This window comes from Streptosporangium sp. NPDC023825, from assembly GCF_040639575.1.
In the GTDB taxonomy this organism is placed as follows: domain Bacteria; phylum Actinomycetota; class Actinomycetes; order Streptosporangiales; family Streptosporangiaceae; genus Streptosporangium.
The window spans coordinates 114,469-136,941 of record NZ_JBFAAE010000009.1 but is presented as its reverse complement, the minus strand read 5'-3'; the positions used below and the strand labels follow the sequence as shown (position 1 = coordinate 136,941).

Genomic DNA, 22,473 nt, shown 5'->3' with positions numbered 1-22,473 from the left:
GCGCCGGGGCGTGGGGTCACGCCCGGCGCCCTCCCCGGAACCGTCAGGTGAAGCGGTAGGTGGTGGTGGAGTCGAACCGCTCGCCGGGACGCAGGACCACCGAGGGGAAGTTCGGCCGGTTCGGCGAGTCGGGGAAGTGCTGGGTCTCCAGGCACAGGCCCGCGTGCTTGCCGTACGCGGTGGCGACGCCGTCCAGGAAGTTGCCCGTGTAGAACTGCACGCCCGGCTCGGTGGTGGTGACCTCCATGGTGAGCCCTCCGGCGGGCTCGTGGACCTCGATGCCGCCGCGCAGGACGTAACAGTGGTCGTAGCCGCCCCCCAGCGCCGGGTCGGCGATCCGCTCGCCGATCTCGTACGGCGAGGTGAAGTCGAACGGGGTGCCGGCGACCGGGGCGAGCTCCCCGGTCGGGATCTGCGTGGCGTCGACCGGCAGGTAGTGGTCGGCGTCGATGCGGACCACGTGCTTGAGGACGTCGCCGCCCCCGGCGAGGTTGAAGTAGGAGTGGTTGGTGAGGTTCAGCACGGTCGGCGCGTCGGTGACCGCCTGGTAGTCGAGCCGGATCGCGTCGCCGGTCAGCGTGTAGGTGACCGAGACGGTGAGCGTGCCGGGATAGCCCTGCTCGCCGTCCGGGCTCACGTACTCCAGGGTCACGGCGGTGTCGGAGGCGGCGGTGATCCGCCAGACCCGGGTGTCGAAGCCGTGCGTCCCGCCGTGCAGGCTGTTGGGACCGTTGTTGACCGGCAGCTCGTGGTCGCGTCCGTCGAGGGTGAAACGCCCGCCCGCGATGCGGTTGCCGTACCGGCCGACCACGGCGCCGAAGTAGCGGCTGCGCGTCAGGTAGTCGCCGAGGTTGTCGTAGCCGAGGACCACGTCGACGCCGGAGACCTCCAGCGACTGCAGGATCGCCCCGTAGCTGAGGACCGCGGCGCGCATTCGCCCGTTCGACAGCACGTGCCGCTCGACCCGCTCGCCCGAGGGGGTGGTTCCGAAGGTCATTGTCGCGCCTCTCCGGTGGATTCACGGACGACCAGGCTGGTGTCCAGGGTGGCCAGGGTGGGGGTGGCGCCGTCGCCGAACGACTGCAGCAGCAGGTCCACCGCCATCCGCCCGGCGGCGGCCGTGGGCATGACCACAGTGGTCAGCTTGGGCCGGTTCAGCCGCCCTGACACGATATCGTCGACGCCGACCACGCTGATGTCGTCGGGGACGCGCACGCCGCGCTCGTACAGACCCTCGATGAGCCCGATGGCCACCAGGTCGTTGTAGGCGAGCACGCCCGTCACCCCGGAGGCGACCACCTCGCCGGCGACGGCGAGGCCGCCCCGCTCGGTGGGCGCGTTCGGGCCGAGGGTGACCAGCTCGACGCCGTCCACCGCGGTCGCGGCGGCGCGCATCTCACCGCTGGTCCACGAGCCGCTCGGCCCGGAGAGCAGGGCGATCCTGCGATGGCCGAGGCCGGTCAGGTGCTCGATCGCGAGGCGGGCGCCCTGGCCGACGTCCATCAGGATCGTCGGCAGGCCCTTCATCTTCCGGTTGACCACCACGAACGGCACGTCGGCGTGGAGACGCTCTATCGCCCGGTTGGACAGCCGGGGGCTGCAGAGCAGGACCCCGTCGACCTGCTTGGCGAGGGTCTGGATCAGCTCCTCCTCGACCTGCGGGTCCTCGTCGGTGTCGGCCACGAACACGTGGTAGTCGCGTGCCCTGGCGTGCGCCTGGGCGGCCTTGATCAGCGGCGGGAAGAACGGGTTGGAGATGTCGGCGACGATGAGGCCGATGTTGTAGGTCCTGCCGGTGGTGAGGGCCCGCGCGGCACGGTTGGGGCGGTAACCGAGATCCTCGGCGACGGCGAGCACGCGGTTGCGGGTCTCGGTGTTCACCATATGCGGCGCCGAGAAGGTGCGGGACACCGTCGAGACATGCACTCCCGACGCCCGCGCCACGTCCCTGATCGTCGCTGCCACCATGCTCCTTCACCCTGATTCGGCATCGGGGCCCTGAAGCACATTAGTGCAAGCGGTTGCGTCACTGTCAACGCCGGAATCAGATGCTTTGCGAAGCAGTACGGGATCGGTTGTATACCCCTGGCTATCAGAAACACCGAAAAATCCGCAGATGAGGAGCGATTTACCAAATTGGGCCCTTGACGTTACGGGAAGATGTCCTCAATGTTTTTTGCAACCGGTTGCAGCCCGTGGTGTCGATTCGAAGGGAGCATCGGCGGATGACACGAACACGCGGAGGAGCTCGCCGGGCTGATCGGATCCGGCCCGGCCCCGGCCGGGCGGTGAACGGCCGGTGACGGCGCGGCGGGCCGGACCTGATCAGCCCGGTGAACGGGGACGGCGATGGGAGGTGGCGTGATGGAACCGGTTCGCGTGGTGCTCGCCGGGGCGCACGGGCACGGCTGGTGGCACCTGTCGAACGTCCGGCGGCTGGCCGAGACCGGCCTGGTGGACCTGGCCGGGGTGTGCGACGTGCGGCCCGTCGGCGGCCTGCCCGAGGGGACGGAGTTCTCCGGCGACCTGGCCGGGCTGATCGGGCGTACCGGCGCCGAGGTGACGATCCTGTGCACGCCCGTCCACACCCACGCCGAGCTGGCGGAGAGGGCGCTGCGCGCCGGCTCGCACGTGCTGCTGGAGAAGCCGCCCGCCGCCACGTACGCGGACTACCTCCGGATCGTCGCGGTGGCCGGGGAGACCGGGCTCGCCTGCCAGGTGGGGTTCCAGAGCCTGGGCTCGGAGGCGATCCCGGCCGTCCGGCGGATGGTCGCCGAAGGGGCGATCGGCCGGGTCACCGGGATCGGCGCGGCGGGCGCCTGGGAGCGGCCCTACTCCTACTACGACCGGGTGCCGTGGGCCGGGAGGCGCGAGGTCGACGGCGTCCCGGTGGTGGACGGCGTGCTCACCAACCCGCTCGCGCACGCGACCGCGACCGCGCTGGCCGTCTCCGGCGCGGAGGTCGAGGACGTCGAGGTCGAGCTCTACCGGGCCAACATGATCGAGGCGGACGACACCTCGTGCGCGCGGATGCGGATGGACGACGGGACGGTCGTGACGGTCGCGGTCTCGCTGTGCGCGGACCGGCGGCACGAGCCGTACCTGATCGTGCACGGCGAGAGCGGGCGGATCCGGCTGACCTACACCGAGGACCGGGTCGAGTTCGACGGGACCTCGGTCGTCCACCCCAGGACCGACCTGCTGGAGAACCTCGTCGCGCACGTCCGCGACGGCGCCGGTCTGCTCGTACCGCTGGAGAGGACGGCCGGTTTCATGCGCGTCCTCGACGCGGTGCGGCGGGCGCCCGAGCCCATGGCCATACCGGACGTGTTCCAGGAGATCGGCGACGAGCGCCGGGTGCTGCCCAGGATCGCCGAGGTGACGGCGGCGAGCGCGGAACGGCTGGCGCTCTACTCGGAACTCCGGGTGCCCTGGAGCGGGCGCCGTCCCGGGACGGGGCGGCCGCCCTCCGGCGGCGGCCCGGCCCCCGGAACCTCCTGGACACGTTCGCGGCCAGGCTGACCGAAGCGCAGGCGTCGTGCACGCGGCGCGACGTCCGCCGCCGCCCTGGGTGCCGACGCCCCGAACCACTTCGACAACGTGCCGCAGCGGCTCCCGCGCGTGCGCTTCGGCCAGGTGCACGTCCACAACAACCACTACGAGACCCCCGACGCCTCCGCCTTCCGGCACGCCCTCGGCGTGGGCGTGCAGTCGCAGATCTTCGCCGAGAACGACTTCTTCCGGCTGGGCCGGGCGGTCGACCCGGCGGATCTCCTCTACGACTGGGGCGGTACCGCCCTCACCGCGAGGGGGAACGTGCTCCGCGTCGGCGGCCGGGTCGTCCCCGTCGACCTCGTCGCCGTCCACAACGCCGCCAACGACCCCGGCCTCGGCGCGGACGCGGGCTGGACCCCCGTCCTGCACACGGCGATCGAACCGGCCCGGGCGGTGGACCGTCCGGTCTCCCGGCACGCGGGCGTGGGCGAGATCCGCTGAGGACCGCCGCTCACGGCTTCAGCGTGAGCCTCTTCCTCGACGCACCCGGGAACACGACGACCAGGTGCCGCTCCTCCCCCGCGTCGACCCGCACGTAGACACGGAGCCGGTAGCGGCCCTTCCCCGCGATCGCCAGGTTCGGCATCGGGGCACCCGCGCCCACGTCCCCGCCCTCGCCCATCTCCGGCACGGTGAGCCGGCCGCTGCGGCTGACGATCGGCACCTCGTTGACCTGATCCCATCCGGCCGTCCGCCGTGGTGGCGCGGTGCGCAGGGCCTTCACCGTGAGGCACAGATCGATGACGTCCTCGAGGTGCCCGATGAGCACCGTGCTACCGGCCACCCCGATGAGGGTGTCGTCGTCGTAGAGCCTGTCTATCGCCTGCTCCGCCGCCTCGCCGGCCGTTTCGTCCTTGGGGTCGTGGACCTGATAGCCGTGATCGCCGTCGGCGAACAGGAAGTACTTGGCCGTGGCCTGGACGACCCCCTTCGTCCGGGGCCACGGGTCTCGGCACTTCGCGTTCTCCTCGGCGATGTAGGCGTCGTTCGCCGCCTCCGTCTCCGCGGTCGACCGCAGCAGCTCGGGATGGGTCGCGCCGACGATCTCCGGGCAGACGTAGACGAGGTCCCACCGGTCCACGCCCCAGGCGGACCGCTCGCTCCCGGCCCGCGTCAGAATCGCCTGCTGCTCGTCGGGGTCCTTCGCCCGGCACAGTGCCCGCCCGGACGCGAGGATCTGCTGGTCCGACAGGCTGTCCGGGAACATGGGCGGGACCCCGCCGTCCGTGCTCCGCGCCCGGCACAGGAACGCGGCGTCGCGTTCCGCGGGTTTCAGGTCGCCGAAACTGGGCCGGGCATAGCAGTCCATCGACCAGCCGGTGTAGGTGAGGTGCGGGGTCTGCTCCGGGTGGATCAGTGCGATGACCGGCAGTACGGCCACGGCCGCCACCGCGACGCGGACTACGCGCCGCCGCGCGGGCGGAAGGTCCGCGGGGCGACTCCCGGTGGGCATTTCACGGGCGGTCGCCGCGATCCACACGGTGCTGACGAGTCCCACCGCGTCCGTCATGACCAGAACCACCAGCCTCTCGCTGGAGATCCCCTCGGAGAGGAAGTTGAGCGGGATCACCAGCACGTAGAGGCCCACCGACAACCACCCGGCGACCAGCGTGCCAAGGCTCCACCGCCCGTCGCGCCGCTGCCCGACGACCGTGAGGACGGTCGCCGCCACTCCGGCCAGCATCAGGCCCAGTCCGACGACGAGGCCCGACTCGAGGTCTGGGAGGTCGAGTTCGTCGAGCAGTTCGTTGGCCATCCCGGCCACCCCGACCGCGAACATCGCCCCGGCCGCCGCGCGCAGCATGCGGGACCGCCAGCGGATGACGAGCAGGTAGAGGACGTCGATGGCGGTCCACAGCGCGAGCCGCAATGCCGCGTCGACCGCGTCGGGGAGCAACGCGATCGGATACCACAGCACGAGGGTGTGCGCCACCGCCAGATACAGCAGGCGGCGCAGCGCCTTCTCCCGGCGGTCCAGCGGTCCTGGCGCGGGGGCACGCAGGATCAGCCACAGGAGCGCGGCCTTCACCAGGGCGGCCACGAGCAGCGCCACGGTCGTCGGGGTGTCGAACCCGTGGGGCGCGTAAAACTCCATATAGGGAGGCGACGACCATTCGACGGCCACCCAGAGCCAGGCGTCGCCGAGCACCAGGCCCGCGACCGCCGCCGCAAGGATCAGGCCTACTATCCCAATCCTAATAATTCGCCATAAACCATCCGGAAGCACGGGGAGCGATCTTAGCGCGGACAGCCCCGCTCAACCTCGAAAAACCAGCAGACCCTGGGCCGGAGCCACGCGAACGGGACAGCGCGCACAGGAGCGGCACGAAATGAGACGACCGCGAGCGACGCGAAAGGGAAAAGCGCCGAGCCGGTCTCCGGAATGCCCGGAGACCGGCGGGAACGTCAGGCGACGAAAACGCCGGACGACGGGAAATGCCAGGGGACGGAAAATGTCAGGCGACAGGACATGTCAGGCGACGGGAAATGTCAGGCGCGTCCCTCGGAGAGGACCCCGTCGACCCGGCGGGGGATGCCCAGCGGGTTGTCGTCGCGCAGCTCGGGCGGCAGGAGCTCGGCCGGCCAGTCCTGGTAGGCGGTGGGCACCAGCCACCTGCGGATCGCGGCGGCGCCGACCGAGGTGTGGGCGGCGGCCGTGCTGGCGGGCCAGGGACCGCCGTGGTGCATGGCCCAGCGGACCGCCACCCCGGTCGGCCAGCCGTTCCAGATCAGCCGTCCCGCCTTCTTGAGCAGCACCTCGGCGCTCCCGCGCGCCTCGGCGGGGTCGGTCGCGTGGATCGTCGCGGTCAGCGAGCCGTCCAGCCTCTCCAGTACGGCGGGCAGGTCCGCGGGGTCGTCGTAGACCACCACGAGGGCGGCCGGGCCGAAGCACTCCTCCACCAGGTCGGGCAGGTCCGCGGCGAACGTCGCCAGGTCGGTGACGAACACCTGCGGGGTCACCGCGAACGCCCCCTCGCCCGGCTGCCCCTCGGCCAGCGGGGTGAGCTTGCCGAGCCTGGCCAGCCCGCGCAGGTAGCCGCCCTGCATCCGCTCGGTGAGCATCGGCCCGCCCACGGTCTCCGAGACCGCCTCGGAGACCGACACCAGGAGCTCGGTGTCGTCGGGGACGAACACCAGCCCGGGATTGGTGCAGAACTGGCCGACGCCGAGGGTGAGCGAGGCGGCGAAGCCCTGGGCGAGGCCCTCGCGGGCGGCCGACGGCAGCACGACGACGGGATTGACGCTGCCCAGCTCGCCGTAGAACGGGATGGGGTCGGGACGCTCGGCGATGAGCGCCTGGATCGCCTTGCCCCCGGGGATGGAGCCGGTGAACCCGACGGCCGCCACGGACGGGTGTACGGCCAGCCGCTTCCCCGCGTCGAGCCCGCGGACCAGGCCGAGCAGGTCCGGGTCGGGCAGGGCGCGCCGGATGATCTGCCACGACAGTTCCGAGGTGGCCGGGTGCCCGTCGTGGGCCTTGACCACCACCGGGCATCCGGCGGCCAGCGCCGAGGCCGTGTCGCCGCCCGCGACCGAGAACGCGAACGGGAAGTTGCTCGCCGCGAAGACCCCGGCCACGCCGGGCAGCGGGTGGTTCATCCGCCGCAGGTCGGGGACCGGCGGCTGGGCCGTCGCGTGGTCGATCACCGCCTCCACGTGCCCGCCGTCGCGCAGCACCTGGGCGAAGAGCCGGAACTGGCCGGCGGCCCGCCCCACCTCCCCGCGCAGCCGGGTCTCCCCGAGCGCGGTCTCCGCGTCGGCCGCCCGCCAGAGCTCCTCGACGTTCGCCTCCAGCGCCGCCGCGACCGCCTCCAGCGCCGCCGCCCGGTCCGCGGAACGCCAGGCGGTCCCAGCGGCGAGAGCCGCCCCGACGATCGCGTCCACCTCGTCGTCCGAGATCAGCGGGAAGGGGTCCCCGACGGACTCGCCGGTCCTGGGGTCGATTGAGTGGATCAAAACGAAAGCCTTTCCTCAACGGATCCTGCCACGCCGGACCATCCTCCTAAGGTAAGCGCTTTCCTTGCCAGAGACCAACCAACTGGGGCAGGCACGACGCGGCCGTCTTCCACCTCCCCCTGGCCGGCTCGCCTTTGAACACAACCCGTCACGTCACGGGGCCGGTACGCGGGTTCCACGCGAAATCAGGGGAGCACCGCCTCCCAGCGGGCGATCAGGGTCTTGCCCCCGGCGACCACCGTCACGTTGTCCCCCGCCTTGCCCAGGGCGGCTCGCAACGTCGTCGCCTCGCCTGCCCGGTAGGTCCGGGTGCCGAAGTTGCCGCCGGTCGCGGCCTCGATCGGCGTGGTGATCCCCTCGGGCCAGGTCGCCTGCCGCCTGGGCCGGGTGCTCGGGTCCTCGTACATCGTCACCGTGATCGGCGCGGTGACGTCGGGCGTGCCGGTCGAGCGGATCCTGGCGGTCAGCTTCGAGAGGCGCTCGGTCGCGGCGACGATCGGCGCGTCCTCCGCCGACGGCGTCCCCTCCAGCCGGGTCTCGTGGGTCTTCCCGCCGGAGTCCACCACGGTGACGACCGCGAAGGGCTGGTCGGTGGCCCCTCCCGTACGGTCGATCGTTCCCTCCCGCCCGGCCAGGGATTCGACGAGCCCGGCCCGCAGGTCGCGCAGCTCGGCCTCCGGGAGCGGGACGACGACGAGTTCCGCGTCGCGCAGCGAGACGGCCCGCCCTTCGGCGGAGACGCTCATGCCGTCGCCGCCCTCGCACGTCATCCCGCCGCAGCTGACGTACCGGACGACGACGGCACCCGGCCGTTCCCCGGCGGGCGCGGTGGTCTCGACGGAGGCGGTGGTGCCGTTCCCCGAGCAGCCGATCACGAGGAGGAGCGGGAGCAGGACGACGGTCCGCAGAAAACGCATCACATCCCAGGAACGGATCGGGCCCCCGGCCGGTTCACACCCCACCGGGCCACGCGACCTCCCCTCCGGGCCCTCTCCGGACCGGTACGCCGGCGGTGTTCAGCTCATCAGGAGCGTGACCCCGGCGACGAACAGGGCGACGACCTTGACGACCTCCAGGGCGACGTAGACGTAGTGGCCCTTCGAGCGCGGCGCGTCCCGTCCGGCGAGAATCCGGTCGGACCCGCGCGCCAGCCGTGGCCGTACCACCGCCAGTTGCGCGGCCAGAGTCAGGATCGCGACCGCCGCCGGGGTGACGGCGCCGGACGGCGGAAGGCTGGAGACGACGGCGGTCTCGACCGCCAGCACGCTCAGGAGCACGGTGGCGAGCACGGCCTCGACCGTGTTGAGGGCGCGGAAGACCAGCCGCCCGATGCCGAGCCCGATCCTCGTGGTCACGCCGGGGGCACGGAACTTCAGCGGCGCCTCCAGGAAGGAGATCGCCAGCACCATGCCGAGCCAGACGAACGTCACGGCGGCGGCGATGGCGAGCGCCTGCATCTCGGTCACGACGCGCCCTCCACCGGCCACTCCTCGACGCGTGCCCGGCCGGGCACGGCCACACACGGCTGTCCGATCACATGGGTCATGGACTTGAGTTTATACAAAATCCAGTTGTATAAATAGGGGGACGAGAGGAAAAACCATGAACGACCAGGAACTTGACGTACGCCCCCTGCGCAAGCCCGACAAGCATCCGACGATCTTCGCGACCTACGGGGCCCTCGCCGTCGGCGACTCCTTCGTGCTGGTCAACAACCACGATCCCCGGCACCTGCGCGACGAGTTCGACGCCGAGCACCCCGGCGGCTACGGCTGGGACTACCTCGACAAGGGCCCCAGGACCTGGCGGATCCGGATCACCAAACTGGCCTCCACCCCGCCGCCTCGCGTCCCGGACGGCGCCGGCGCACACCTGCCCCTGGTGTGACCGCCGGCGGGCCGGATCGGCCCGCCGGACGACACGGGAAGAACCAGGAGGAGCGTCAGGAACGGGCGGCCTCGGCGGTCGTCCTGGCCCAGCGGTAGTCGGCCTTGCCCGCCGGGGAGCGGACCATCGCCTCGACGAAGGCGAAGACCCTGGGCACCTTGTAGCCGGAGATCTTCTCCCGGCAGTGGGCCTCGAGTTCCTCGGCCGTCGGCGCCGTGCCGGGGCGCGGCTCGATCACCGCCGCCACCCGGTTGCCCCAGCGCTCGTCCGGGATGCCGGTCACGACCGCGTCGAAGACCGCCGGGTGGCCCTTGAGCACCGCCTCGACCTCCTCGGGGAAGACCTTCTCCCCGCCGGTGTTGATGCAGGCGGAACCCCGGCCGAAGATCGCGATGGTGCCGTCCTCCTCGACCGTGGCCATGTCGCCGGTGAGCAGCCAGCGGACGCCGTCCTTGTCCGTCACGAAGGTGCGGGCCGTCTTGGCCTCGTCCTTGTAGTAGCCGGAGGCGATGCGGCCGCTCCTGGCCACGGTGCCCAGCTCGCCCGAACCGGGCTTGACCGGTTCCAGGGCCTCGTTGAGCACGGCCATGGTGGCCTGGGGGTTCGCCTGGTAGCGCAGCCCGGACTCGGGAGAGGAGCCGGGCACCGCCGAGGCGGTGAAGCCGGACTCGGTGGAGCCGAAGCTGTCGACGATCACCTTGCCGGGCAGCAGCTCCTCCAGCCGCTCGCGCACCGAACCGCTGAGGATCGCGCCGGTGGAGCTCAGCACGAACAGCGAGGACAGGTCGTAGGTACCGGTGGCGATCTCCTCGACCAGCGGGCGGGCCATCGCGTCCCCGGTGATGTTGAGCGTCAGGACCTTCTCCCGCTCGATCGTCCGCAGCACGTCGGCCGCGTCGAACTTGCGGACGTACGCGATCGTGCCGCCCATGCACCAGGTGATGAACGTGCCCATCTGGGCGGCGCCGTGCATCAGCGGGGCCGCGGCCATCATGGTCATCTCGCCCGCGGCGACGGCCGCCTCGACCACCTCTCCCGGGGTGGCGCGCGGCTCGCCGTAGGGGTTGCCGCCGCCGAAGGCGAAGAACAGGTCCTCGGTACGCCACATCACGCCCTTGGGCATGCCGGTCGTGCCGCCGGTGTAGATGATGTAGAGGTCGTCGCCCGACCGCTCGGGGAACCCGCGCGTCTCCGGCCGCCCGGCCAGCGCCTCCTCGTACGGCACCGCGCCCTCGACCTGGGACGGTCCCCCCACCGCGATCAGGTGCTCCAGGAGGGGGGCGTCCGGGGCGGTGGCCGCCACCCGGGCGTCGAACTCCACGTCGAACAGCAGGGCCACGATGTCGGAGTCCCGGTAGAGGTAGAGCAGCTCCGCCTCGACGTAGCGGTAGTTCACGTTGACCGGCACCGCCCGGATCTTGAGGGCGGCCAGCAGCCCGGCCACGTACTCGATGCCGTTGTACAGGTGGATCCCGACGTGCTGCCCGGGGCGCACGCCCCTGCCCTGGAGGAAGTGGGCGAGCCGGTTGGCGTGCGCGTCCAGCTCGGCGTAGGTCATGCGGCGGTCGCCGCAGATGACGGCCGTGCGGTCCCCGACCGCGTCGGCGACCCCTTCGAACAGATCCGCGTGGTTGAACTCCATTCGCACCCCTCCTGGGGGATCAGGGTTTGTCGCTGCCGACCATCCACATCGCGAAGAACTGGGCGCCTCCCCCGTAGGCGTGCCCGAGGGCCCGCCTGGCGCCGTCCACCTGGTGTTCCCCCGCCGTCCCCCGCACCTGGAGCGCCGCCTCGGCGAACCGGATCAGCCCGGAGGCGCCGATCGGGTTGCTCGACAGCACGCCGCCCGAGGCGTTCCACGGGATGTCGCCGTCCAGGGCGGTGGCCCCGGACTCGGTGAGCTTCCAGCCCTCCCCCTCGGCGGCGAAGCCGAGGTTCTCCAGCCACATCGGCTCGTACCAGGAGAAGGGCACGTACACCTCCGCCACGTCGATCTCCCGGCGCGGGTCGGTGATCCCGGCCTGCCGGTAGACGTCGGCCGCGCAGTCCTTGCCGCCCTGCGGGTTCACGGTGTCGCGGCCCGCGCGGAAGATCGGCTCGGAGCGCATCGCGGTGCCGAGGACCCAGGCGGGGGTGCTGCCGGTGAGCTTGTCCTCCGCGGCCAGCACCATCGCGCAGGCGCCGTCGGAGGACGGGCAGGTGTCGAGGTAGCGGATCGGCTCCCAGAGCATCGGGGTCGACTCGACCATCTTCCGGTCGATTCCCGGGATCTTGAGGTGCGCGTACGGGTTCTTCAGCGCGTTGAGCCGGTCCTTGACGGCCACCAGGTGGCCGACGTGCTCGGGGGCGCCGGAGCGGCGGATGTACTCGCGGATGTGCGGGGCGAAGTAGCCGCCCGCGCCGACGACCAGCGAGGCGCTGAACGGCAGGTGGGTGGACAGGGCCCAGGTGGCGTTGGACTCCGACTGCTTCTCGAACGCCACCACCAGCACCCGGTCGTGCACGCCGCCCTGGATCAGCGAGGCGCCGACGAGCGCGGTGGACCCGCCGACCGAGCCCGCGGTGTGCACCCGCATCATCGGCTTGCCCGCGGCGCCCAGCGCGTCGGCGAGGTAGGCCTCGGGCATCATCACGCCCTCGAACAGGTCGGGCGCCTTGCCGATGACGACCGCGTCGATGTCCTTCCAGGTCAAGCCCGCGTCCTCCAGCGCGCGCAGGGCCGCCTCGCGGACCAGCCCGGCGAGGGAGACGTCGCGCCGCTTGGTCGTGTAGTGGGTCTGGCCGACACCGATGACGGCGCAGGGGTTACCCATGGTCGCTCACCGCTCCTCGCTCGCCGCACGGTCCACGCCGCTCACTGCGTCGGGTTCGCTCCACCTTCATGCCTCCATCACGGTGACGAGGTTGTGCTGGAGGCAGGGGCCGCTCGTGGCGTGCCCGAGGGCGCGGCCCGCGGTACCGTCCATGACGCGCCCGGCCGCCTCGCCGATCCTGATGAGGCCGGTGGCCATGACCGGGTTCGCGGCGAGAGGGCCGCCGCTCGGGTTGACGCGCGTGCCCTCCGGGAGCTCCAGCGCCTCGCGCAGGACGATCTCCTCGTGGCTGAACTGGACGTGCAGCTCGGCCACGTCGACGTCACCCTTGCCGGCCCCCGCCGCGCGTGCGGCGTCGGCGGCGGAGGCCGACCGGGCGAGGTCCCTCATGCCCAGGTAGTGCGGCTCTATGCGGTGGGCGATCCCCGTTATCCACGCGGGGCGCTCGCACAGCTCCCTGGCCAGGTCGCCGGCCGCCAGCACCACCGCGGCGGCGCCGTCGGTGATCGGGGCGATGTCGTACGGCCGCAGCGGCGCGACCTCCGCCTCCTCCCCGGCGGGGTCGGGCAGGTCGAGGGCGTACGGATTGGCCCTGCCGTCGGCGCGGCTGCGCCGCACGATCTCGTCCAGCTCGGCCCGGTCCGCCCCGGTGGCCGACGCCTGCAGCGCCGCGAAGGAGACCTGGTCCAGCCCGAGGGGGGCCAGGTAGTACGGGTCCAGCTGGAGCGTCATGATCTCCCGCAGGTCCCCCTGGGACGACTTGCCGAAGCCGTAGACCAGGGCCGAGTCGACGTCGCCGTGCTGGAGCCTGACCCAGGCCTCGTACAGCGCCCAGGCCGCGTCCATCTCGACGTGGCTCTCCGAGATCGGCGGCCAGGCGCCGAGCGCGTCGAGCGCGGAGACGAACGAGAACGGCGCGCCCGCCAGGTAGTCGCACGACCCCGAGCAGGTGAAGCCGAATTTCCGCAACCCGGTGGCGGCCCTCACCTCCTCCAGCGGGGGGAGGATGAGCTCGGCCTCGCTCTGTCCCTCGTCGACGGCGCTGTGCCGGGTCTGCGCGAACGCGACGACCGCTATCTCCCGCATCTAGAGCTCCGCGTCCGGCTCGCCGGTGGGGGCGAACCACTTGATGTTCGACATGGACATCGTCCGCTCCTCCTCGGGCACCCACACGGCCCGCACCCGCATGCCCTGGCGCACCTCGTGGGCCGGGATCCCGCCGACCAGGGCGATCATCGGGATGTCGGTGCCGTCGAGCTGGATGTACGCCGAGACGAACGGCACCTCGGGGGCCCGCGGGTCGGGCAGGTTGTTGATGGCGAAGGTGGTGATCGTGCCGGTGTCCGGGACGACCACCTCCTCGGTGATCGACACCCCGCACTCGGGGCAGGACAACCGGTAGGGCACGTAGACCTTGTGGCAGGTGCCGCACCGGCAGCCGATGAGGACACCCTCGGCGACCCCCTGCAGGAAGCGGGTCAGCGCCAGGCCCGGCGTCACCGTGTACTCGGCGCTGACCTCGGAGACGATCCGGGTGACCTCGGGGACGAAGCTCTCGATGTCGGTGATGTGCCCGGTGCGCCCGGCCCGCCAGCGGGGGCGCACCCGCAGCCCGGGGCGCATCGCCCTGGCGTCCGCCGCGCTCCCCACGTCCACCGCGTGCACCAGCGAGGTGTCGGCGCCGTCCAGCCGGATCAGGGCCCAGGCGAACGGCCGGTCCAGCGGGTGGTTCTTCCTGGGAGTGGTCACCCACGCCCAGCTCTCGACGGTGCCGGCCGGGCCGACCTCGACGAACTCGCCGGTCACGGCGTCGCCGGTCTCCGGGTCGTACTCCAGCGGCGGCACCAGCGTGCGGCCGCCCGCCGTGCGGACCCCGACGAGCCGCCCGTCCCGCAGCTCGGTGAGGAAGCGCCCGATCACCGGTCCCGTCGTGCGCGTGTATCCGCCGGGGAACTCCAGCACGTGCCGCGCCCGCAGCGGCGAACGGGTGTCTTCGCTAGATGGCACGTTCGTGTCCCTCCCAGTACGGGTCACGCAGCTTGCGTTTGAGGAGCTTGCCGTTGGGCTCGCGGGGCATCTCCGCGATGAAGTCGATGGATTTCGGCCACTTCATCCTGGACAGGCGGCCTCGCAGCGACTCGACGAGCTCGGCCGCCAGCTCCGGCGAGGGGGCGACCCCGGCCGCGGGCTCGACCACGGCCTTGATCTGCTCGCCCCACTCCTCGTCGGGGATGCCGAACACGGCCACGTCGGCGATCTTGGGGTGGACCATCAGCTCGTTCTCGATCTCGGCCGGGTAGATGTTGGTCCCGCCGGAGATGATCATGTCGGCCTTGCGGTCGCAGAGGAAGAGGTAGCCCTCCTCGTCCAGGTAGCCGATGTCGCCGACGGTGAAGTGGTCGCGCAGCCGGTTGGCCGCGGTCTTCGCCGGGTCGCCCTTGTACTCGAACTGGACGCCCATCATCTTCATGTAGATGGTGCCGGGGGTCCCCGCCGGCACGGGCTCCAGGTTCTCGTCCACGATGAGCAGCTCGCTGATCGGCCAGGCGGTGCCGACGGTGCCGGGGTGACTCCGCCAGCCCTCCGGGGTGGCGAGGGTGCCGCCGCCCTCGGTGGCCGCGTAGTACTCGTAGATGCAGTCGCCCCACCACTCCAACATGGCCCACTTGACAGGGACCGGGCAGGGGGCGGCGGCGTGGATCATCCATCTGAGCGAGGAGAGGTCGTACTTGGACCGCACGTCGCCGGGGAGCGCGAGCAGGCGCTTGAAGTGGGTGGGGACCATGTGCGAGTTGGTGACCCGGTACCTCTCGCAGAGCCGCAGCGTCTCCTCGGCGTCCCACCTGTCCATGTAGACGAGCGTGTGCCCCATCTGCAGGGCCGTCCCCCCGAACTGGGTGACGGCGGTGTGGTAGTTCGGCGAGGTGACCAGGTGGACGTTCTCCTTGCCCGGGGTGATGCCGAACAGCGTCAGCAGGAACGACATCAGCTCGGCGGCCTCGTCCGGGTCCAGGCCGCTGAGCGGGCGGCGCACGCCCTTGGGCTTGCCGGTGGTGCCGGAGGTGTAGTGCATGGTGGCGCCCGCCGTACGGTCGGCGGGAGCGGTGTCCGGCTGTCCTTCGGTCAGCTCCGCGACGGGCCGTACCCCCTCGACCCGCCCGAAGGCGAAGACGCGATCGGCGGCGATGCCCGACTCGGCGGCGCCGCGCAGTCCCTCCTCCGCGTGGCGCTCGTGGACGAAGAAGGCGCGCGCCTCGCTGTCGGCGACGATGTAGCCGATCTCGGGTCCGGTGAGGTGCCAGTTGATCGGCGTGTAGTACCAGCCGGCCTGCAGGGCGGCGAGGTAGAGGGTGAGCCCGTCCGAGCCGTTGGGCACGAGCCCGCAGATGCCGTCGCCCGCCTTGAGCCCGAGTCCCCTCAGGGCGTGGACGAGGCGGTTGGCACGGGCGAGCAGGTCACCGGCGCGGTGTTCGGTGCCGTCCGGGTCGACGGCGGCCACCCACTCGGGGTCCGCCTGCGCCAATCTCCAGAAACCGAGCGTACCCATCGGAAATCCTCTCGGTGGAAAGGCCCCGGCACGCCGGAGTGAATCACGTTCTCTTTATCGCGACAAGCCCTGGCGGAACGGGGTATTTAGAACAAGAATCTGTTCTTGTACGCATGGGCAGACTAACCCCGTGGGATACGCCTAGCAAGCGCTTGACTCAGCACGGGTCCCGCCCTTTCAATGCAGGATCGGCACCCCGGGAGACGCCTCGCCCGGCGTCGCCGGAATCCCGGTCCCACCCCGGGCGGCCAGGCCGCGCGGGAACGATACGCATCCAGAATTTCCCATCAGGCACCTGGCGAATCACCGGAGGTCGTCCCGTGGAACTCCTGCCGATCAGCACACCGCACTGCCGGGTCGAGCGTGACGGTCACGTCGTGGTCGTCACCATGGACCGGCCCGAGGCGAGGAACGCGCTCTCCACCGACATGCTGGTCGGCCTGGCCGACGCCTGGGCCTACGTCTCGGAGGAACCCGAGGTCCGCGTCGCCGTGCTGACCGGCGCGCACGGGACGTTCTGCGCGGGCGCCGACCTGAAGGCCATGGGCAGCCCGTCGCAGGACGCCCGGGTCAGGGAGCGGGCCGCGGCCATCCCCGACTTCCACTGGAAGGGCCTGCTGCGCGACTCCGGCGCGCTGCCGACGAAGCCGATCGTCTGCGCGGTCGAGGGGTACGCCGTGGCCGGGGGCACCGAGCTGCTCGTCGGCACCGACATGCGGGTGATCGCCGAGTCCGCCACCCTCGGCCTGTTCGAGGCCCGCCGCGCCCTCTTCCCCATGGGCGGCTCCGCGATCCGCCTGCCCCGCCAGATCCCGTACGCCTTCGCCATGGACATCCTGCTCACCGGCCGCGCCGTCACCGCGCGGGAGGCGCTGGCCATGGGCCTGGTCAACCGGGTCGTCCCCGACGGGGAGGCGCTGACGACCGCCCTGGAGATCGCCGCCCAGATCGCCGAGTGCGGCCCCCTCGCCGTCCAGGCGATCCTCCGCGCCTACCGCGAGACCCTGGGCCTGCCCGAGGCCGAGGCGATGAAGGTCTCCGACGCCATCGGCTGGCCGGTCATCGGCTCCGAGGACGCCAGGGAGGGCTCCCGGGCCTTCCGCGAGAAGCGCCCGGCCGCCTACCGGGGCGAATGATGTGACGTGCCCGGTTCCCGTGCCCCGCTTCCGCGGAGAACGGGACGCTTTCGTAGGGTCGGGAGTGACCTGGGAGGTTTCATGGCATACGACGTAGCCGCCGTACGGGCGCACTTTCCCGCGCTGGACGAGGGCGCGGCGCACTTCGACGGGCCGGGGGGCTCGCAGGTGCCCGAGCCTGTCGCGGAGGCCGTGGCCGGGGCGCTGCGGTCCGCCGTCTCCAACCGGGGGGTGGAGACCGCCGCCGAGCGGCGCGCCGACGGGATCGTGGCCGAGGCGCGCCAGGCGATGGCCGACCTGCTCGGCGCCACGCCGGGCGGCGTCGTGTTCGGCCGCAGCATGACGCAGCTCACCTACGACATGGCCCGCGCGCTCGCCAAGGAGTGGGGCCCCGGGGACGAGGTCGTGGTCACCACGCTGGACCACGACGCGAACATCCGGCCCTGGGTACAGGCCGCCGAGGCGCGCGGGGCCACGGTGCGCCGGGCCGACTTCGACCCGCGGAGCGGCGAGCTGGCCGTCGACGCGATCGCGAGCCTGCTCACCGGGCGCACCAGGCTGGTGGCCGTCACGGCCGCGTCGAACCTGCTGGGCACCCGCCCGGACGTCCCGGCGATCGCCGAGCGGGTGCACGAGGCCGGGGCGCTGCTCTACGTCGACGGCGTGCACCTGACGCCGCACAGCCTGGTCGACGTCGGACGGCTGGGCGCCGACTTCTACGCCTGCTCGCCGTACAAGTTCCTCGGCCCGCACCTGGGCGTGCTCGCCGCCGACCCCGGCCTGCTGGAGACCGTCCACCCCGACAAGCTGCTCCCCTCCAGCGACGCGGTGCCCGAACGCTTCGAGCTGGGCACGCTGCCGTACGAGCTGCTCGCCGGCACGACGGCGGCGGTCGACTTCCTCGCCGCTCTCGTACCCGGCGGGGGGACCCGGCGCGAACGCCTGGCCCGCTCGATGACCGCACTGGAGGAGCACGAGAGGGCGATGCTCGAACGGCTCGACGCCGGTCTGGCCGAGATCGCCGGGGTGACCTTCCACGGCGCGGCGTCGCGCCGCCGTACCCCCACGACGCTGTTCTCCGTCGACCACGTCAGGCCCGCCGACGCCTACCGCTTCCTGGCCGAACGCGGCGTCAACGCGCCCGCGAGCAGCTTCTACGCTCTGGAGTGCTCGCGCCGCCTGGGCCTCGGCGACACCGGGGCGATCCGGGCCGGGATCGCGCCGTACACCGACGAGTCCGACGTGGACAGGCTCCTCAAGGGCGTCCAGGAGCTGGCCGGTTAACCCGGCGGGTAGATCGGGCACCGAAGCATTCGCCGCGCCAGGTTCGGGGTCTAGCGCGGGACCGGGCCGCCGAAGAGGCCGCCGGTCACGCAGACCTGGGTCTCCGCCGACAGGATCTCCAGCCGTACGGAGACGCCGGGGGCGGTGAAGGGGATGTGGATCCTGCCGGTTCCCTGCTCGAGGACGACCTCGGTCTCCTGCTCCCCGACGCGCACGTAGGCCGCCGTCCTGGCGGTGGAGCGGTAGTCCAGGCCGAGGACGACCATGCCGCCCTTGTGCGTGAGGGGGACCGAGATCATGCCGCCCCGCTGGGGGAAGCAGCCTCCGGGGGCGGCGACGTAGGGGCCGGTGAGGCGGGCCGGGACGAGACGGCGCCCGGCGCGGTCGAGCACGAGCGGGGCGGCGGCCGGCCGGGGGTTGCGCATGAGGGCGGCCAGCTCGGGCGGGGCCAGCGGGCTGAGGGTGAGGTTGCTGAGACCCTCGTCCCCGTACCCGAAGCCGAACTGGTCGTAGGGGGTCTGCTGGGGGTAGACGTCGCTGCCCGGCGGGGCGGCGGCCAGCGTGGACCGTACCGAGGCGAGGTAGGAGCGGATCTCGGCCCGGCCCGGCTCCGTCCCCGTCACGTATCTGTGCGCGGAGTAGACGGAGCAGGCGGCGACCCCGGCCGCCAGCAGCGCGCAGGCGGTCCTGACGGCGGCGCGGGCCGGGATCCGCCTGCGGTACGGGCGCGCCTCGCCCAGCAGCGGGAGCATCGCCAGCGCCAGGCAGAGGGCGATCACCGGGGTCACGTCCGCGAGGTAGCGGGCCTCCTCCCCCAGGGCGCGGTCCAGGGAGCGTCCGGCCAGGATCGGCACCATGAGGAGGGGCGGGTAGACGGCGAGGATCAGCCACGCCTTCCACGCCCCGCGCCGGAAGAACAGGGTGACGGCGACGACCACCGCGACGAGCAGCCAGGCGGCGCCGATCATCAGTTGCGGCGGGACCGCGTAGAACTTGTACCACCAGGGTCCGGGGCCCCCGGCCGCGAGCACGGGGAGGGTGACGCCCAGCATCCGCGCCATGGCCCGGCCCGCCACCTCCGACGCGGGCGCCCCGATGGCCTGGCCGTGCAGGCGGTCGAGCTGCAGGACGAACAGGACCGAGTAGGCGCCCGCCATGAGCGCGTACGCGCCGAACACGACCGCCAGGGAGCGCAGGCGCTCGCGGACCGGGAAGTACAGGACCGTGACCAGGACGAGCAGCAGGGGGATGGCGAAGACGGCCTTGAGGTGGAAGGAGCCGAGCCCGAACAAGAACCACAGCCCCGTCACGACCGCGTCCACGCCCCGCCCCGACCGCAGGAACGTCACGTGGGAGGCGACCGCCATCGCGATGGCGACCTGCAGCGGCAGGGCCTGGACCGCCGCCGCCCACCAGTAGAAGGCGGGCAGGGCGAGCGGCGTGAACAGGTAGAGGGACAGCGGCACCAGGATCGCCCAGCGGGCCCCGAACAGCACGCGCAGCATGCGGTACACGGCGAGCGAGGCGGCGAGCTGGAAGAGCAGCAGCGCCGCCGCGGTCACCGTCCAGTCGTACGCGCCGAGCGAGGTGACGACCTTGTTGGCGATCATCCCGACCGGCATCACGTGCGCGGAGTAGACGCCGAAGAGGTAGTCGAGCCCGAACGGCTCGGCCGCGGCCCGGCCCACCATGTTGAGGTCGTCGCCGAAGAAGCCGCCCCGGTTCAGGACCACGGCCCGCCAGACCAGCTGGGCCGCGACGAGAACGAGCGCGACGCCGAACACCCGCCGGCTCCCGGGGAAGGGCCGGGAGACCCTCGCCAGAGGATCGGGGGCACGGTCGGTGACCTGGGGCGACGCCATCATTCTCCAAACTCATCGGCTCTGATGAGTTCTTAGCCCATTCGTCCAGGTATGAGCTACCTACTCGCCGGTAATGCGGCCCAATCGTTCCATTGCCTCGACATACTGCTCGACCATGCCGAAGACGACGTCCCTGGTGGACCTGACCTGGTTCATCGTGCCGATGATCTGCCCGGCGGGGAAGGTCGCCAGCTCGGTCGCGTCGGAGCGGCCGATCCGGCGGAGCGCCTCGGAGATCAGCATGAACTGCAGCGGCATCGGGAGCGTGCCGGGCGACTCCTGGGACTCCCAGGCGTCGGTCCACTCGTTCTTGAGCAGCCGCGCGGGCTTGCCGGTCCAGGACCGCGAGCGCACGGTGTCGCGCGAGGTGGCCGCCAGGATGCGCCGCTTGACCACCTCGGAGGTGTCGGCCTCCTCCACGGCGAGCCAGATCGACCCCGTCCACACGCCCTCGGCGCCCAGCGCGAGCCCGGCCGCCATCTGGCGGCCGTCGCCGATGCCGCCCGCGGCCAGTACGGGGACGTCGACGGCGTCCACGACCTGCGGGATGAGGACCATCGTGGAGATCTCCCCGGTGTGCCCGCCCGCCTCGGTGCCCTGGGCCACGACGATGTCCACGCCGACCTCGACCTGTTTGATCGCGTGCCGGGGGGTGGAGGCGAGCGCGGCGACCTTCACCCCCTTGGCGTGGGCCTGCTCGACCACGTCGGCGGGGGGCGGGCCCAGCGCGTTGGCGAGCAGCGCGATCGGGTGCCGCAGGGCCACCTCGACCTGCGGGCGGGCGGTGGCGTCGGTCCAGCCGAGCAGCACCCTCCCCGCGTCCGCGTCGGCCGACAGCGGCGGCACGCCGTGCTCGGCGAGCAGGCCGTCGACGAAGTCCCGGTGCCCCTGGGGGATCATCCCCTGGAGCCGTCCCACGAGGTCCTCGGGGGAGTCGACGCCGAGGTCGGAGCCCGCGTACGAGGCGGGCATGACCACGTCGACGCCGTACGGCTTGCCGTCGACGTGGTCGTCGATCCACTTGAGCTCCATCTCGAGCTCCTCGGGGGTGAAGTAGAGGGCGCCGAGCACGCCCATCCCCCCCGCGCGGCTGACCTCGGCGACGACGTCACGGCAGTGGCTGAACGCGAAGATCGGCAACTCTATCCCGAGCATGTCGGTAACACGTGTCCGCATACCACGACTGTACGACCGGCCGGGAACAAACTGCAACGCGTTCTACTATAGAACATTTCTTCTCGCTGCAACCTCAAGCTACTCGCGAGTAACGAAGCGGAAAAAAGGTGGAACGCGTTCCAATAATGTTCCGCCGGGAACGCGAAAAGAGGGAGGCCGCGGGCGTGTGCCCGCGGCCTCCCCAATAGTCCGTCAGTGGTCCGTCAGATGCCCGGCCGTCTCTCAGACGCCCCTGCGGCGCCTCATGAGCAGGAAGCCGACGACGACCAGGACCAGGCCGCCCACCAGGAGCGCCACCGGGATCGTGGTCTTGAGCAGCGTGATGGTGTTCCTGCCGTCGACCGCGTTCTTGACCAGGTCGTCCTGGGTCTGCTGGGTCATCTTCGCGGTGGCGACGAAGGCGAGCGAGCGCTCGACCCCGTCCTGGGTCTTGAGCACGTCGTGACGCTGCTGCTCCTGCCGCACCGGCGATCCGGTGACCGGCTCGATCCAGTAGGTGTTGACGCCGTCGTAGATCCGGTCCACCTGCACGTCACCGGTGTCGTCCATGCCGAGGACGGAGGCCGGCGCGGTGATGGTGTCGATCTTGGTCGGCGGGACGGACTGCTCGAACCGGTAGGCCGTGAGCCCCCCGACCTGCTCCTCGCCGACGAACTTGGCGTCGAACGCCTTGCCGGTGGTCGAGTTGAACACGCTGTACGTCTTCTTCTCGACGTCGAAGGGCCACTTGTAGATCTGGCCCTGGAGCTGCACGGGGGTCTTGTCGATGTTGACGTCGCAGCAGTTGACGCCCTCGCCGGTGTACTTGTTGAAGGCGCTGCGGCGCTCGGTGAAGTTGATGAGGGGGTTCTGGTTGGTGACGTCGTTGACCGCCATCGCCTCCTCCCAGACGACCCGGTCACCCTCGGCCGCGGCGACGTCGCCCCTGGTGGTGACGGTGATGTCGAGGTCGCCCGTCATCACCTTCAGGTCCCCGGGACTGAAGTACTGGGCGTCGACGGCCTCCAGCTTGCTGATGCCGTACTGGTCGGCGGGGGCGGCGATGAGACTGGTCGCCACCTGGAACCGCACGAGCGGTGCGAGAACAACGAGGAATGCCCCGATTCCGATCAACACCAAACCGATGACGCGACGCATCGCTCCTCCAGGGGCCGTGCGCTATACAGGCGTCCCGATCGCCCTATAACAAGTTCCATTTCGCGATATGTTAGTGCCGGGAATCATCTACGTCACCAGGGATGCCAAAAAGTGACCGA

Annotated in this window: 19 protein-coding genes; 5 read left to right on the top strand and 14 right to left on the bottom strand. The window is 71.4% G+C overall.

The features are described from left to right. Nucleotides 1-43: 43 nt before the first annotated feature. Complete coding sequence (locus tag AB0G15_RS11445; protein WP_362837669.1) at nt 44-997, bottom strand: aldose epimerase family protein; 954 nt, start codon at nt 995-997, stop codon at nt 44-46. After that, nucleotides 994-1,965 carry a LacI family DNA-binding transcriptional regulator gene (locus tag AB0G15_RS11440; protein WP_362837795.1) on the bottom strand — a complete coding sequence of 324 codons (972 nt, stop codon included), beginning with the start codon at nt 1,963-1,965 and terminating at the stop codon, nt 994-996. Before AB0G15_RS11440 ends, AB0G15_RS11445 begins: the two co-directional genes overlap by 4 nt. Nucleotides 1,966-2,364: 399 nt before the next feature. Between AB0G15_RS11440 and AB0G15_RS11435 the strand changes: the two genes are divergently transcribed. Then, a complete protein-coding gene (locus AB0G15_RS11435) occupies nt 2,365-3,522 on the top strand; it encodes a Gfo/Idh/MocA family oxidoreductase (protein ID WP_362837667.1) in 1,158 nt (385 codons plus the stop codon). A gap of 45 nt (nt 3,523-3,567) precedes the next feature. Continuing rightward, the gene (locus tag AB0G15_RS11430) at nt 3,568-3,996 is read left to right on the top strand and encodes a hypothetical protein (protein WP_362837793.1); all 429 of its coding nucleotides are present in this window, start codon (nt 3,568-3,570) and stop codon (nt 3,994-3,996) included. A gap of 10 nt (nt 3,997-4,006) precedes the next feature. Here AB0G15_RS11430 and AB0G15_RS11425 read toward each other — a convergent pair whose 3' ends face one another. From AB0G15_RS11425 to AB0G15_RS11410, 4 genes are all read right to left on the bottom strand, one after another. Beyond that, on the bottom strand, nt 4,007-5,650 hold the full coding sequence (locus AB0G15_RS11425) for a DMT family transporter (RefSeq protein WP_362837665.1): 1,644 nt from the start codon (nt 5,648-5,650) through the stop codon (nt 4,007-4,009). 395 nt (nt 5,651-6,045) lie between these two features. Further along, nucleotides 6,046-7,512: an aldehyde dehydrogenase (NADP(+)) gene (locus AB0G15_RS11420; protein ID WP_362837663.1), complete on the bottom strand. Its 1,467-nt coding sequence runs from the start codon at nt 7,510-7,512 to the stop codon at nt 6,046-6,048. Between the two features lie 185 nt (nt 7,513-7,697). Continuing rightward, on the bottom strand, nt 7,698-8,429 hold the full coding sequence (locus AB0G15_RS11415; protein WP_362837661.1) for a hypothetical protein: 732 nt from the start codon (nt 8,427-8,429) through the stop codon (nt 7,698-7,700). Between the two features lie 99 nt (nt 8,430-8,528). Further along, nucleotides 8,529-8,969, bottom strand: a complete 441-nt coding sequence (locus AB0G15_RS11410) for a hypothetical protein (RefSeq protein WP_362837791.1) — start codon at nt 8,967-8,969, stop codon at nt 8,529-8,531. Nucleotides 8,970-9,114: 145 nt separating this feature from the next. Here AB0G15_RS11410 and AB0G15_RS11405 point away from each other — a divergent pair, with 145 nt between their 5' ends. Further along, nucleotides 9,115-9,399, top strand: coding sequence for a DUF2249 domain-containing protein (locus tag AB0G15_RS11405; protein WP_362837659.1), 285 nt, complete (start codon nt 9,115-9,117; stop codon nt 9,397-9,399). 55 nt (nt 9,400-9,454) lie between these two features. On the opposite strand, the gene AB0G15_RS11400 is transcribed toward AB0G15_RS11405, so the two are convergent. The 5 genes from AB0G15_RS11400 to AB0G15_RS11380 all read right to left on the bottom strand — a co-directional run bounded on the left by AB0G15_RS11400 (nt 9,455) and on the right by AB0G15_RS11380 (nt 15,759). Continuing rightward, nucleotides 9,455-11,041, bottom strand: coding sequence for an acyl-CoA synthetase (locus AB0G15_RS11400; protein WP_362837657.1), 1,587 nt, complete (start codon nt 11,039-11,041; stop codon nt 9,455-9,457). A gap of 19 nt (nt 11,042-11,060) precedes the next feature. After that, nucleotides 11,061-12,212, bottom strand: a complete 1,152-nt coding sequence (locus AB0G15_RS11395) for a thiolase domain-containing protein (RefSeq protein WP_362837655.1) — start codon at nt 12,210-12,212, stop codon at nt 11,061-11,063. Between the two features lie 66 nt (nt 12,213-12,278). Beyond that, nucleotides 12,279-13,298 (bottom strand): thiolase domain-containing protein, encoded by a 1,020-nt coding sequence (locus AB0G15_RS11390; RefSeq protein ID WP_362837653.1) that lies wholly within the window; start codon nt 13,296-13,298, stop codon nt 12,279-12,281. Next, nucleotides 13,299-14,219 (bottom strand): OB-fold domain-containing protein, encoded by a 921-nt coding sequence (locus AB0G15_RS11385; RefSeq protein WP_362837651.1) that lies wholly within the window; start codon nt 14,217-14,219, stop codon nt 13,299-13,301. Beyond that, on the bottom strand, nt 14,209-15,759 hold the full coding sequence (locus AB0G15_RS11380) for an acyl-CoA synthetase (RefSeq protein WP_362837649.1): 1,551 nt from the start codon (nt 15,757-15,759) through the stop codon (nt 14,209-14,211). The genes AB0G15_RS11385 and AB0G15_RS11380 overlap by 11 nt, the downstream gene beginning before the upstream one ends. A gap of 320 nt (nt 15,760-16,079) precedes the next feature. Between AB0G15_RS11380 and AB0G15_RS11375 the strand changes: the two genes are divergently transcribed. Together AB0G15_RS11375 and AB0G15_RS11370 are read left to right on the top strand one after the other, a co-directional pair. Further along, on the top strand, nt 16,080-16,895 hold the full coding sequence (locus tag AB0G15_RS11375; protein ID WP_362837647.1) for a crotonase/enoyl-CoA hydratase family protein: 816 nt from the start codon (nt 16,080-16,082) through the stop codon (nt 16,893-16,895). Nucleotides 16,896-16,976: 81 nt separating this feature from the next. Further along, nucleotides 16,977-18,179, top strand: coding sequence for a cysteine desulfurase-like protein (locus AB0G15_RS11370; protein WP_362837645.1), 1,203 nt, complete (start codon nt 16,977-16,979; stop codon nt 18,177-18,179). 50 nt (nt 18,180-18,229) lie between these two features. On the opposite strand, the gene AB0G15_RS11365 is transcribed toward AB0G15_RS11370, so the two are convergent. The 3 genes from AB0G15_RS11365 to AB0G15_RS11355 all read right to left on the bottom strand — a co-directional run bounded on the left by AB0G15_RS11365 (nt 18,230) and on the right by AB0G15_RS11355 (nt 22,333). Then, nucleotides 18,230-20,044: a hypothetical protein gene (locus AB0G15_RS11365; RefSeq protein WP_362837643.1), complete on the bottom strand. Its 1,815-nt coding sequence runs from the start codon at nt 20,042-20,044 to the stop codon at nt 18,230-18,232. 57 nt (nt 20,045-20,101) lie between these two features. After that, nucleotides 20,102-21,217, bottom strand: a complete 1,116-nt coding sequence (locus AB0G15_RS11360) for a nitronate monooxygenase family protein (RefSeq protein ID WP_362837641.1) — start codon at nt 21,215-21,217, stop codon at nt 20,102-20,104. Between the two features lie 222 nt (nt 21,218-21,439). Beyond that, nucleotides 21,440-22,333, bottom strand: a complete 894-nt coding sequence (locus AB0G15_RS11355) for a DUF3068 domain-containing protein (protein WP_362837639.1) — start codon at nt 22,331-22,333, stop codon at nt 21,440-21,442. Nucleotides 22,334-22,473: the final 140 nt, after the last annotated feature.